Source organism: Streptomyces sp. NRRL B-3229, assembly GCF_000719505.1.
GTDB lineage: Bacteria > Actinomycetota > Actinomycetes > Streptomycetales > Streptomycetaceae > Streptomyces > Streptomyces griseorubiginosus.
This window is the reverse complement of record NZ_JOGP01000011.1, coordinates 86,206-99,098: the sequence shown is the minus strand read 5'-3', so window position 1 is coordinate 99,098 and position 12,893 is coordinate 86,206. Positions and strand designations below refer to the sequence as shown.

Here is a 12,893-nt window from a genome sequence, read left to right as displayed (position 1 = left end):
GTCTGTCAAGCCGTGAGGGCCTTGGGCGGAGCGAGTTCGTAGCACCGCCCGTCGCGGAGGAGTGCCCAGAGGACGTTGACGCGGCGGCGGGCATGGGCGAGGACGGCCTGGGTGTGGCGCTTGCCCTCGGCGCGTTTGCGGTCGTAGAACCGGTGCGATTCCTCGCTGTGGCGGATGCTGAACAACGCCGAGATGTGGAAGACGCGTTGGAGGCGGCGGTTGTATCGCTGTGGGCGCCGCAGGTTGCCGCTGATCTTCCCGGAGTCGCGGGGCACGGGGGCGACGCCGCCGAAGCCGGCGAGGCGGTCGGCGGTGCCGAAAGCGCTCATGTGGCCGCCGGTGGCAGCGAGGAACTCGGCGCCGAGGATGATGCCCAGGCCTGGCATGCTGGTGATCACGTCGAAGGCGTGGTGGTCGCGAAACCGGGCCTCGATGGCCTTGTCGAGTTCGGCGACCTGCTGGTTGAGGACCATCACCTCCCTCGCCAGCGTGTGGACCAGCTGGGCTGTCAGCTTCTCGCCGGGCAGGCTGGTGTGCTGCCGTTCGGCGGCCACGATGGCGATCTCGGCAAGGCGGTCGGGGCGCACGACGTGGCGGTTGCGTAGCCAGGTCTCCAGCCGCTTGGCGCCGATCCGGCGGATGGCCACTGGGGTCTGGTAGCCAGTGAGCAAGGTGAGCGGGCCCGTGTTGGTGAGATCCAGGGCCCGTTCCAGGCCGGGGAAAACGCCGGTGAGCTGGGCTCGGAGGCGGTTGACGGTGCGGGTGCGGTCGGCGACCAGATCCGTGCGCCGGCCTGTGAGGATTTTGAGGTCGGTGACGGTGTCGTCGGTGGCGTGTAAGGGGTGCAGATCCCGGCGGACGCGGACCTGGTCGGCGATGACGGCTGCGTCCTTGGCGCCGGTCTTGCCCTCGCCGCGGTAGCTCTCGCAGGCGCGGTGGATGGCGCGTCCGGAGATGTAGTGCACTGGCTGGCCGTGGTTGAGGAGGATCGTGATGGCCAGGGCAGCTCCGCCGTCGGCCAAGTCGATGCCCCACGTCACCTCATCGCCCAACGCCAGTACATCGGCGAGGAGCTCGAGCAGTTCGGGTTCGTCGCTGGCGGCGCGTCGTGACAGCAGCCGACGGCCGCTCTCTTCGATCGCGACGCAGTGGTGGTGGGTTTTTCCTGCGTCGGTGAGTGGGATGAGGAGCCCGGCGTCGCGTACCTCGCACACGCCCCTCGCCCCTCGCGCTGCCGCAGCTAGCATTCCCGTGGCCTCGGACGGATGCCACTCCAGAACGTCGCTCACCGGCTCCGTGTCCTTCGGAGCGAACGTGTGAACCAGAGTTCCGAGGACGCTGCGTACGTCGTCGGCCGGGAGTTCGCCGTCCAGGCCGGGGCCGGCCACCAGGAGCCGCACAGGAGCGGTCACCTGGCAGCAGGCGGCCAGGGTCAGAGCGTCCCCAAGAGGGCTCTTAAGGGTCGGTTCGTCGCCTCGCGCGAGGATGTCTCCCCCCACGTCCAGGAGATCGACTGAGGTCGGCGTCAAGAGGGCTATCAGCTCTTCGAGTTGGCGCGCTACGCCTTCGGCGCCATGGTGCGGGTCGATCAGGGCGAAGGTGTGGGGGAGCTCCGCGGCGAGCCGGGGCAAGGTGGATCCTGCCGGGGCGATCGGGTGGGCCGCGGCTGGCACTGACCACACGGTCTTGGTGAGCTGCCGTAGGCCGGTGAAGTCGGAAGGGGCGCGGGGGCCCGGCACCGGGTCGACCAACAGGCGGTCCCACGCATACGTGAGGATCACCGCCTGGCCGGCCGGCAACAGCGTTGAGGTCCTGCTGACCCGGTATGCGAAGTGCCTCGACGGACGGCAAGACGTCGCCAACCGGCGTATTGAGGACCTGCTACGCGAGTACGAGTGAACGGCAGCAACACAAGTGACGCCCTCGGCAGCATGCCGGGGGCGTCGTCCGTTCTCCGGCCATCCTCTGGTGGCAATTCCGGGATCGCGGCGCTCCGCCGTGGCCTGCCTTGCTGTCTTGTGATCGCCCCTTCCTTACTGCTGCCATGAGGGCGGTGGCGCTAACGAGGAAGGGGACCACATGGAGCTGAGGATCACGCGGTGGAGGCGATACGGGCACGATCGCTGGTATGCGAATCTTCCCGACGGAACCCCTGTTGGCTGGGCTGACGTCAAAACCGGAGACCTAACGGTCTTGCGAGTTGAGTACCGCGACGACGTAATGGCTGCGCTCACCCGCCGATTACAGGTTGCGCCTCGTCCTGCGCCGACCGTCGTGAAGGATGAGGCTGAGTCAACGCCCGAGCTGCCGCCCCTGACTCCGGCCGACGACCTGTCCGTCAGTCGCCCTGGTAAGTCCCTACAGGATCTGTTCGACACTTCCGGCCCGAGTACCTGGCAGCGACTCGTGTCTCTATTTCTGAGGCGTCCTACGGAATGGGACTCCTGGCGCAAGGGGCTGGCGGGGGAGAAGCGAGTCGGAGCCGAACTCGACCGCTTGAAACGCCACGGCTGGCATGTCCTGCACTCCATACCTCTGGCCAACGACGTAGATCTCGATCACCTGCTCATCGGGCCCGGCGGAGTATTCAGCATCAACACCAAGCACCACCAGGGGAGAGCCGTATGGGTCGGCGACGACTCGGTGAAGGTCGACCATGGCAAGCCGGCGCCCTACGCTCGCAAGAGCCGGGCGGAGGCCCGCCGCGTCGCCAAGGTCCTTGAGACCTACTGTCCGTTCCCCGTGCCCGTCGAGCCGGTCCTCGTCTTCGTCGGGGTCACCGATCTGAAGGTGGTCGCCACGCAGCTGAGCGTGCGGGTGTACCAAGAGCGCCAGGTGTCGGCTCTCGCGCCGCTCTCCGGCGTGCTGAAGCCCGATCAGGTCGAGCAGGTCTACAGCGTGGCTCGGCATCGACAGGCGTGGCGGCGGGCCTGAGTCGAGTACTGACTCGCCTGCGGCCGGTGTCGGCTAGCGTTGTAGGCGCCTTCCGCTATTCGGGGGGCTCACCTGCGGCGATGCTCCAAGATCCCGTCCACGCCTCGTCCACAGACCTCGACATAGAGCCGCTTCGGGCCGCACACGCCTGCACATACGCGAAGACCCCGGCCTCAGCGTTTCCGCTGGTGACGGGGTCTTTGGGCACCTAATCAAGGTGCCCCCGGCAGGATTCGAACCTGCGCACACGGCTCCGGAGGCCGTTGCTCTATCCCCTGAGCTACGGGGGCGTGTCGGGTGCGAGGTGGTGGCTCGCGGCGACGGGTAGAACACTACCAGCTTCGTCGGGGTGATCAGGAACGGGTTTCCCGGGAGGTCGGGCTCCGGTGGGTGGAAGTGGGGAAAAGCCGGACGCGGTGGCCGGTCCGCACCTACTCTCGAGTTGTGCCAGGCGCGTCGGGTCGGGTGCTTGTTGTGGACGACAACAAGGTCATCCGGCAGTTGATCAGGGTCAATCTCGAGCTGGAGGGTCTCGAGGTCGTGACCGCGGCCGATGGCGTCGAGTGTCTGGATGTCGTTCACCAGGTGCAGCCCGATGTCGTGACCCTCGATGTGGTCATGCCTCGACTGGACGGTCTGCGGACCGCCGCCCAGCTGCGATCCGACCCCCGGACCGCCCATCTTCCCCTCGCCATCGTCAGCGCCTGTACCCAGCACGAGGTCGACAGCGGCCTCGATGTCGGCGTCGACGCCTTCCTCGCCAAGCCCTTCGAGCCCGCCGAACTCGTCGGGCTGGTCAGGCAGTTGATGGAAGGCGCGGAGCAAGCGCGCACCGACCAGGGGGACGGCGGTTCTCTCGTCGGGCCCGTCCTCGGGGGTGGGGACGCCGAGCGCGTCCGTCATCACGGCGGCTGAGAACCAGCGCGAGGGCACGCGCCGCACCCCGGGGTTCCGTTTCCCCGGCCCCCGGCCCCAGCGACGGCACCCGCCGTACCCCACGTCCTCGGCCCACCCGTGCCCCCACCGTCCACATGCCGGAACCCCGCCCAATCTCGCTCGCCTACCCACCCCCCTCCTCCCATACGCTGGTCCCGTGACCCCCGTCGAGCTCTCCCGTACCGTGCTGTGCGCGGTGCGTCGTGCTGTCGACGACGGGGAGCTGGACGTGGGCGTGCCAGCCGGCGTGAAGGTGACGCCCCCCGGACCCGGTGGCTGTGGTGACTACGCCACCAACCTCGCCCTTCAGCTCGCCGGTCCCGCCGGGCAGCCGCCGCTTCGGGTCGCCGAGATACTGCGCACGCGTCTCCTCCACAGCGACGGCATCAGCGATGTCGTCGTCACCGGGCCCGGCTTCCTCAACATCAGCCTTCAGGGGGATGGGAGCCAGGCCGCCCTCGTCCGGGAGATCCTCCAGGCCGGGGAGCGGTACGGGCACGTCGAACGGCCCACCGGGCAGCTCGTTCAGCTGCACGCGCCTCACGAGGTCCGCGCCGTCGTCGTCATGGACGCCCTCGCCCGCGTCCTGCGCTCCCAGGGCGCCCTCGTCCGCACCAGCTGCGCGAGCCGTCCCGAGCCCGAGTGGGCCCAGGTCCTCGGCGCCCACGTCGACGCCCACGGCACTCAAGAGGCCCCCGTCCGCCTCAACGCCCCCGGCACCTCCAACACCCCCACCCCCCTCGTCACCGTGCGCCCCGTCCCCGCCACCCCCGACCCCACCTCCCTCGGCCGTGACGCCGCCCGCTGGGCCCTGCTCCACCCGGCCGCCCACGACCGCCCCCGCATCACCGCCGACCACCTGGTCCAGCGCGAGAGCAACCCCCTCTTCCGCGTCCGCTACGCCCACGCCCGCACCCGGGCCCTCAGCCGCAACGCCGCCGACCTGGGCTTCCACGCCGAGCCCGGGCACCTGGAATCACCGGCCCTCGACACCTCCGCACGGAACACCCCCGCACGGAACACCCCCGCACGGGACACCCCCGCACCGGACACCGCCGTACCGCCAACCGCCGCACACCCCCCAACCGCCCTCCTCAACACCCTCGCCGCCCACCCCCGCACCCTCCAGGCCGTCGTCGCGCACCACGCCCCCGATCGCCTCGCCCGGCATCTCGTCACCGTCGCCGATGCCGCGCTCCCCTTTCTCGTCACCGTCCTTCCGCGCGGCGCGGAGAAACCCTCGGCCGCCCACCGTGCCCGGCTCGCGCTCGCCGAAGCCGTCGGGGCGGTGCTGGCCGGCGGCCTGTCCCTGCTCGGCATCGACGCACCCGAACACCTCTGAAAGACGACAAAGATGAGCCGTTCCGCACACCCCGCCGGGCCCCGCCACGCCGACGTCCTCCCCGAGGGGCACTACTCCGCCCCGCCCGCCGACCTCAACACCCTCGACCGCAAGGTGTGGGCCGAGACGGTCAGCCGGAACAACGAAGGTGTCGTCACCGTCGGCGGTGTCGACGTGAAGACCCTCGCCGAGGAGCACGGCACCCCCGCCTACATCGTCGACGAGGCCGACTTCCGGGCACGCGCGCGTGCGTGGCGTACCGCCTTCGGACACGACGCCGACGTCTTCTACGCCGGCAAGGCGTTCCTCTCCCGCGCCGTCGTGCGCTGGCTGCACGACGAGGGGCTCAACCTCGACGTCTGCTCCGGCGGCGAACTCGCCACCGCGCTCTCCGCCGGCATGCCCGCCGACCGCATCGCCTTCCACGGCAACAACAAGTCCGAGCAGGAGATCACCAGGGCGGTCGAGAGCGGCGTCGGGCGGATCGTCCTCGACTCCTTCCAGGAGATCGTCCGGGTCGCGCACATCGCCCAGAGCCTCGGCAAGCGGCAGCGCGTGCAGATCCGGATCACCGTCGGCGTCGAGGCGCACACCCACGAGTTCATCGCCACCGCCCACGAGGACCAGAAGTTCGGCATCCCGCTCGCCGGCGGACAGGCCGCCGAGGCCGTGCGGCGGGCGCTGAAGCTCGACGGGCTCGAACTCATCGGGATCCACTCCCACATCGGGTCGCAGATCTTCGACATGTCCGGCTTCGAGGTCGCCGCGCACCGCGTGGTCGGCCTCCTCAAGGACATCCGTGACGAGCACGGCGTCGAGCTGCCCGAGATCGACCTCGGGGGCGGGCTCGGGATCGCCTACACCTCCGCCGACGACCCGCGCGAGCCGCACGAGATCGCCAAGGCCCTCACCGAGATCGTCAGCCGTGAGTGCGACGCCGCCCGGCTGCGCACGCCGCGCATCTCCGTCGAGCCCGGCCGTGCCATCGTCGGGCCCACCGCCTTCACGCTCTACGAGGTCGGCACCATCAAGCCCCTCGACGGGCTGCGCACCTATGTCTCCGTCGACGGCGGGATGTCGGACAACATCCGCACCGCGCTGTACGACGCCGAGTACTCCGTCGCCCTGGTGTCCCGGACCAGTGACGCCGAGCCCATGCTCGCGCGGGTCGTCGGCAAGCACTGCGAGAGCGGGGACATCGTGGTGAAGGACGCGTTCCTCCCGGCCGACCTGGCACCGGGTGACCTCATCGCCGTACCCGCGACGGGCGCCTACTGCCGGTCCATGGCCAGCAACTACAACCACGTCCTGCGCCCGCCGGTCGTCGCCGTCCACGACGGGGAGTCCCGGGTGATCGTCCGCCGCGAGACGGAGGAGGACCTGCTGCGGCTCGACGTCGGCTGAGCGCAGGAACGCGCAAAGGAAGATCTACGGTCTTCCACCCCCGTACAAATGAAATAGATGTCTCATATTCCGGACGAGGGGCAGAAACTCCCGTCCGGTGAGTGAGACTGGTCCCACCGTGACGGTATGAGGAAACGAGGTCGGATGATGCGTACGCGTCCGCTGAAAGTGGCGCTGCTGGGCTGTGGAGTGGTCGGCTCAGAGGTGGCGCGCATCATGACGACGCACGCTGACGACCTCGCCGCGCGGATCGGGGCTCCGGTGGAGCTCGCGGGGGTCGCGGTACGGCGGCCCTCCAAGGTGCGCGAGGGCATCCCGCAGGAGCTCGTCACCACCGACGCCACCGCCCTCGTCAAACGCGGCGACATCGACGTCGTGGTCGAGGTCATCGGGGGCATCGAGCCGGCCCGGTCCCTCATCACCACTGCCTTCGAGCACGGCGCGTCGGTCGTCTCCGCCAACAAGGCCCTCCTCGCCCAGGACGGGGCCGCTCTCCACGCTGCCGCCGACCAGCACGGCAAGGACCTCTACTACGAGGCCGCCGTCGCCGGTGCCATCCCGCTGATCCGTCCGCTGCGCGAGTCGCTCGCCGGCGACAAGGTCAACCGGGTGCTGGGGATCGTCAACGGCACGACCAACTTCATCCTCGACAAGATGGACTCCACGGGGGCGGGCTACCAGGAGGCCCTCGACGAGGCCACCGCCCTCGGGTACGCGGAAGCCGACCCGACCGCCGACGTCGAGGGCTTCGACGCCGCCGCCAAGGCCGCCATCCTCGCCGGGATCGCCTTCCACACGCGCGTGCGGCTCGACGACGTCTACCGCGAGGGCATGACCGAGGTCACCGCCGCCGACTTCGCCTCCGCGAAGAACATGGGCTGCACCATCAAGCTGCTCGCCATCTGCGAGCGTGCCGAGGACGGCCGGTCCGTCACCGCGCGCGTGCACCCCGCGATGATCCCCCTCACCCACCCGCTCGCCTCCGTCCGCGGCGCCTACAACGCCGTGTTCGTCGAGTCCGACGCCTCCGGCCAGCTGATGTTCTACGGCCCCGGAGCGGGCGGCGCCCCCACCGCCTCCGCCGTCCTCGGCGACCTCGTGGCCGTCTGCCGCAACCGCCTCAGCGGTACGACGGGTCCGGGCGAGTCCGCGTACGCCGCCCTGCCCGTCGAGGGCATGGGCGAGGTCGTCACGCGCTACCACATCAGCCTGGACGTGGCGGACAAACCGGGCGTTCTCGCCCAGGTGGCCACCGTGTTCGCCGAGCACGGGGTGTCCATCGATACCGTTCGGCAGCAGGGGAAGGACGGCGAGGCGTCCCTCGTCGTCGTCACGCACCGCGCGTCGGACGCCGCCCTCGGCGGCACCGTCGAGGCGCTGCGCAAGCTCGACACCGTGCGGGGTGTCGCCAGCATCATGCGGGTTGAAGGAGAGTAACCAGCAATGACCCACCAGTGGCGCGGAATCATCGAGGAGTACCGGGACCGGCTGCCCGTCTCCGACAGCACCCCGGTCGTGACGCTCCGCGAGGGCGGCACGCCCCTCGTGCCCGCGCAGGTGCTCTCCGAGCGCACCGGGTGCGAGGTCCACCTCAAGGTGGAGGGCGCCAACCCCACCGGTTCCTTCAAGGACCGCGGTATGACCATGGCCATCACGCGGGCCAAGGAGGAGGGCGCCAAGGCGGTCATCTGCGCCTCCACCGGCAACACCTCGGCGTCCGCCGCCGCCTACGCCGTCCGCGCGGGCATGGTCTGCGCGGTGCTCGTCCCGCGGGGCAAGATCGCGCTCGGCAAGATGGGCCAGGCCCTCGTGCACGGCGCGAAGATCCTCCAGGTCGACGGCAACTTCGACGACTGCCTCACCCTGGCCCGCTCGCTGAGCGACAACTACCCGGTGGCGCTGGTCAATTCGGTCAACCCGGTCCGCATCGAGGGCCAGAAGACGGGCGCCTTCGAGATCGTCGACATGCTCGGCGACGCGCCCGACATCCACGTCCTTCCGGTGGGCAACGCCGGCAACATCACGGCGTACTGGAAGGGCTACAAGGAGTACGCCGCCGACGGCATCGCCGCGCAGACCCCCCGGATGTGGGGCTTCCAGGCCTCCGGCAGCGCCCCGATCGTGCGCGGCGAGGTCGTCAAGGACCCCTCGACCATCGCCACCGCGATCCGTATCGGCAACCCCGCCTCCTGGAAGTTCGCGCTGGCCGCGCAGGAGGAGTCCGGCGGCTTCATCGACGAGGTGACGGACCGCGAGATCCTGCGCGCCTACCGGCTGTTGGCCGCCCAGGAGGGTGTCTTCGTGGAGCCGGCCTCGGCCGCGTCGGTGGCCGGTCTGCTGAAGGCGGCCGAGCAGGGCAAGGTCGACCCGGGCCAGAAGATCGTGTGCACCGTCACCGGCAACGGCCTCAAGGACCCCGACTGGGCGGTCGCGGGCGCCCCGCAGCCGGTCACCGTGCCGGTCGATGCGGCGACGGCGGCCGAGCGCCTCGGGCTCGCCTGACCCGGAATCCGACCCGGAATCAGCGACTCCACCGGGAGATCCCGGTAAGGGGTGCACAGGGGGCTTACGACACGCATCGTGCGCCTCCTGTGCGCCCTATGTCGCCACAGAACCTTCCTTCGATAGGCTGTACCGAACCCGCCCGCTGCATATGCCTCCGCGCATGGCAGCCAGCCGCGTCATCTGCGCGGCCTGAGGGTCTCCGGATACCCATCGAACGTTTTCGACCATCACGCAGCTCAAGGAGTGTCATCGAGAGATGGCCGGTCCCGCCTTCCGCGCCGCCGCCGTCCGGGTGCGCGTCCCCGCCACCAGCGCCAACCTCGGTCCGGGCTTCGACGCCCTGGGCCTCTCGCTGGGGCTCTACGACGACATCGTCGTCCGGGTGGCCGATTCCGGGCTGCACATCGACATCGCGGGGGAGGGCAGCGAGACGCTCCCGCGGGACGAGAGCCACCTGCTCGTACGCTCCCTGCGCACCGCCTTCGACCTGCTGGGCGGCCAGCCGCGCGGCCTGGAGATCGTCTGCGCCAACCGCATCCCGCACGGCCGGGGCCTCGGCTCCTCGTCGGCCGCCATCTGCGCCGGGATCGTCGCCGCGCGTGCCGTGACCATAGGCGGCGAGGCCCGCCTCGACGACACCGCGCTGCTGGAACTCGCCACCGAGATCGAGGGCCACCCGGACAACGTGGCCCCGTGTCTGCTCGGCGGTTTCACGCTCGCCTGGATGGAGTCCGGTGCCGCCCGGGCGATCAGGCTGGAGCCCCACGATTCCATCGTTCCGGTGGTTTTCGTGCCCGGGAAGCCCGTTCTGACCGAGACCGCGCGCGGACTGCTCCCGCGCACCGTGCCGCACGTCGACGCCGCCGCCAACGCGGGCCGTGCCGCGCTGCTCGTCGAGGCCCTGACCAGGCGCCCCGAGCTGCTGCTGCCGGCCACCGAGGACCGTCTCCACCAGGAGTACCGCGCGCCCGCCATGCCGGAGAGCGCCGCGCTGGTGGAGCGGCTGCGGGCCGACGGAGTACCGGCGGTCATCTCGGGCGCGGGCCCGACGGTGCTCGCACTGGTCGACGCGGAGAGCGCCGACAAGGTGGCCCACCTGGCCGGTGAGGGATGGGCCGCCAACCGGCTCGAACTGGACGACCAGGGGGCGAGCGTGCTTCCGCTCGCGGCCGCCAGTGACATGTGAGATCCGGCGTGTGCCGGATTTCGAGAGGGGGAATGTTTGTTGGATCCGGTAGTGTTAATCTCAAGTCTGCACCCGACCCCACCATGGCGAGGTGCTTCACGTCCCCGTCCGGGACAGACATTCTTCCGGGAGCCTCCCAAGCCGCACTGTGTTTCGTACGACGTACATGGGCAGTACCTCGTACGCGAGCACTGAGCGACTTGCCGGGCACGCTCCGGAACCGGTGCGACCAAGCCGCATGACACGGACACTCAGTGCCACGGCTGTCGGAAGCGCCGACGTCACCACATTTTTCCGCCGCTGAGGCGGACCACCGCCCCGGCTCGGTCCACAAGGATGGGACCGACGTCGGACAGCACAAACGGTCGCCGAGCCAGACAGGCCGACGTCCGCTCCAGGGAAGGACCCTTCGTGAGCGACACCACCGATCTGATGGGCGCACGTGTCGAGGAGACCGCTGCCGCGCCCGACACGGACGCCTCCGCGCCTGCCAGCGGTGCCGGCTCCCGGCGGCGCCGCGGCACCGGCCTCGACGGCATGGTGCTGGCCGAGCTGCAACAGGTCGCATCCGGCCTCGGCATCAGGGGCACCGCGCGTATGCGCAAGAGCCAGCTGATCGAGGTCATCAAGGAGGCGCAGGCGGGAGGCGGTGCCCCGGCCAAGGCCGACACCGCCGCCGACGCCAAGCCGAAGCGCCGCGCCACCTCCAAGGCCCGCACCGGCGAGGCCGCCGAGAAGAAGGCGGAGGCGCAGGCCGAGGCCCCCGCCGAGAAGGCCGTGGCCCAGCAGCAGATCGAGATCCCCGGCCAGCCGGCCGCCGAGCGCGGAAGCGACGACGCTCCCGCCGAGCGCCGTCGCCGCCGCGCCACCGCCGAGGCCGGTGCCCCCGCGGGCGGCACCGAGACGATCGTGGCCGAGGCGAAGACCGAGCCCAAGGCCGAGACGCCCGCCCAGGCCCAGCCGCAGGCCGACGCCGACGGCGAGGGCCGTGGCCGCCGCGACCGCCGTGACCGCGGCCGGGACCGCGGCGAGCGGGGCGACCGCCAGGACCGCGGTGACCGTCGCAAGGGCGACGACCAGCAGCAGGGCCAGGGCGGCGGTCAGCGCCAGCAGCAGAACCAGCAGCAGGGCGGCGGCCGTCAGGACCGCCAGGACCGTCAGCAGCGCGACAACGGCCCGCGGGCCGATGAGGACGGGGACGACTTCGAGGGCGGCCGCCGCGGCCGTCGGGGCCGTTACCGGGACCGCCGTGGCCGTCGTGGCCGCGACGAGATCGGTGGCGCGGGCGAGCCGCAGATCAACGAGGACGACGTCCTGATCCCGGTCGCGGGCATCCTGGACATCCTCGACAACTACGCCTTCATCCGGACCTCGGGCTACCTGCCCGGGCCGAACGACGTGTACGTCTCCCTCGCCCAGGTCCGCAAGAACGGCCTGCGCAAGGGCGACCACATCACCGGCGCGGTCCGCCAGCCCAAGGAAGGCGAGCGGCGCGAGAAGTTCAACGCGCTGGTGCGGCTGGACTCCGTCAACGGCATGGCGCCCGAACACGGCCGCGGCCGCCCGGAGTTCAACAAGCTCACCCCGCTGTACCCGCAGGACCGCCTGCGCCTGGAGACCGACCCGGGCGTGCTGACCACGCGGATCATCGACCTCGTGTCGCCGATCGGCAAGGGCCAGCGCGGTCTGATCGTGGCCCCGCCGAAGACCGGCAAGACCATGATCATGCAGGCGATCGCCAACGCGATCACGCACAACAACCCCGAGTGCCACCTGATGGTCGTCCTGGTCGACGAGCGTCCGGAAGAGGTCACCGACATGCAGCGGTCGGTCAAGGGCGAGGTCATCTCCTCGACCTTCGACCGTCCGGCCGAGGACCACACCACGGTCGCCGAGCTCGCCATCGAACGCGCCAAGCGCCTGGTGGAGCTGGGCCACGACGTGGTCGTGCTGCTCGACTCGATCACGCGTCTGGGCCGTGCGTACAACCTCGCGGCGCCCGCCTCCGGCCGCATCCTCTCCGGTGGTGTCGACTCGACCGCCCTGTACCCGCCGAAGCGCTTCTTCGGTGCGGCCCGCAACATCGAGGACGGCGGTTCGCTGACCATCCTCGCCACCGCGCTGGTGGACACCGGGTCCCGCATGGACGAGGTGATCTTCGAGGAGTTCAAGGGCACCGGCAACGCCGAGCTCAAGCTCGACCGCAAGCTCGCCGACAAGCGGATCTTCCCCGCGGTGGACGTGGACGCGTCCGGTACCCGTAAGGAAGAGATCCTGCTCGCCCCCGACGAGCTCGCCATCGTCTGGAAGCTGCGCCGGGTGCTGCACGCCCTCGACCAGCAGCAGGCGGTGGAGCTGCTCCTCGACAAGATGAAGCAGACGAAGTCGAACGCCGAGTTCCTGATGCAGATCCAGAAGACGACGCCCACCCCCGGCAACGGTGACTGAGCGGAGTCCGTGAAAGGGCCGCCCCCCGGTTTCGGGGGGCGGCCCTTTTTGGTGTGTCCTGGCAGGTTACGATCACGCTCTTCGGCCGCATCAGCGATGTCCGAACTTCTGATCCCTAGGGGGGACTTGCATGGGCAT

The 12,893-nt window shown here is 70.2% G+C and carries 9 protein-coding genes and 1 tRNA gene; 8 read left to right on the top strand and 2 right to left on the bottom strand.

Annotation, left to right across the window (positions count from 1 at the left end):
- Window positions 1–5: 5 nt before the first annotated feature.
- Window positions 6–1,739 carry an IS110 family transposase gene (locus IF54_RS0119495; protein WP_234439020.1) on the bottom strand — a complete coding sequence of 578 codons (1,734 nt, stop codon included), beginning with the start codon at window positions 1,737–1,739 and terminating at the stop codon, window positions 6–8.
- Between the two features lie 340 nt (window positions 1,740–2,079).
- On the opposite strand from IF54_RS0119495, the gene IF54_RS0119480 reads away from it, so the two are divergent.
- Window positions 2,080–2,934: a nuclease-related domain-containing protein gene (locus IF54_RS0119480; protein WP_030320339.1), complete on the top strand. Its 855-nt coding sequence runs from the start codon at window positions 2,080–2,082 to the stop codon at window positions 2,932–2,934.
- Window positions 2,935–3,152: 218 nt separating this feature from the next.
- On the opposite strand, the gene IF54_RS0119475 is transcribed toward IF54_RS0119480, so the two are convergent.
- A tRNA-Arg gene (locus tag IF54_RS0119475) sits at window positions 3,153–3,224 on the bottom strand.
- 184 nt (window positions 3,225–3,408) lie between these two features.
- Here IF54_RS0119475 and IF54_RS0119470 point away from each other — a divergent pair.
- The 7 genes from IF54_RS0119470 (at window position 3,409) to rho (ending at window position 12,755) form a co-directional block, all read left to right on the top strand.
- Window positions 3,409–3,849 carry a response regulator gene (locus IF54_RS0119470; RefSeq protein WP_030320337.1) on the top strand — a complete coding sequence of 147 codons (441 nt, stop codon included), beginning with the start codon at window positions 3,409–3,411 and terminating at the stop codon, window positions 3,847–3,849.
- Between the two features lie 178 nt (window positions 3,850–4,027).
- Window positions 4,028–5,212, top strand: a complete 1,185-nt coding sequence (gene nrtL, locus IF54_RS0119465) for an ArgS-related anticodon-binding protein NrtL (RefSeq protein ID WP_030320329.1) — start codon at window positions 4,028–4,030, stop codon at window positions 5,210–5,212.
- Window positions 5,213–5,224: 12 nt separating this feature from the next.
- Window positions 5,225–6,616, top strand: coding sequence for a diaminopimelate decarboxylase (gene lysA, locus IF54_RS0119460; protein WP_030320327.1), 1,392 nt, complete (start codon window positions 5,225–5,227; stop codon window positions 6,614–6,616).
- Between the two features lie 144 nt (window positions 6,617–6,760).
- Window positions 6,761–8,053 (top strand): homoserine dehydrogenase, encoded by a 1,293-nt coding sequence (locus IF54_RS42215; RefSeq protein WP_030320324.1) that lies wholly within the window; start codon window positions 6,761–6,763, stop codon window positions 8,051–8,053.
- A gap of 6 nt (window positions 8,054–8,059) precedes the next feature.
- Window positions 8,060–9,118: a threonine synthase gene (thrC, locus tag IF54_RS42210; RefSeq protein WP_030320322.1), complete on the top strand. Its 1,059-nt coding sequence runs from the start codon at window positions 8,060–8,062 to the stop codon at window positions 9,116–9,118.
- Window positions 9,119–9,377: 259 nt separating this feature from the next.
- A complete protein-coding gene (gene thrB, locus IF54_RS0119445) occupies window positions 9,378–10,307 on the top strand; it encodes a homoserine kinase (protein ID WP_030320320.1) in 930 nt (309 codons plus the stop codon).
- Between the two features lie 411 nt (window positions 10,308–10,718).
- The gene (gene rho, locus IF54_RS0119440; protein ID WP_030320318.1) at window positions 10,719–12,755 is read left to right on the top strand and encodes a transcription termination factor Rho; all 2,037 of its coding nucleotides are present in this window, start codon (window positions 10,719–10,721) and stop codon (window positions 12,753–12,755) included.
- The last annotated feature ends 138 nt before the right edge of the window (window positions 12,756–12,893 follow it).

What these genes read in the sequence shown, in the direction of transcription:
- IF54_RS0119480 (WP_030320339.1), top strand. Translation starts at nt 2,080, where the DNA reads ATGGAGCTGAGGATCACGCGGTGGAGGCGATACGGGCACGATCGCTGG.
- lysA (WP_030320327.1), top strand. Translation starts at nt 5,225, where the DNA reads ATGAGCCGTTCCGCACACCCCGCCGGGCCCCGCCACGCCGACGTCCTC.
- IF54_RS42215 (WP_030320324.1), top strand. Translation starts at nt 6,761, where the DNA reads ATGATGCGTACGCGTCCGCTGAAAGTGGCGCTGCTGGGCTGTGGAGTG.
- thrC (WP_030320322.1), top strand. Translation starts at nt 8,060, where the DNA reads ATGACCCACCAGTGGCGCGGAATCATCGAGGAGTACCGGGACCGGCTG.
- thrB (WP_030320320.1), top strand. Translation starts at nt 9,378, where the DNA reads ATGGCCGGTCCCGCCTTCCGCGCCGCCGCCGTCCGGGTGCGCGTCCCC.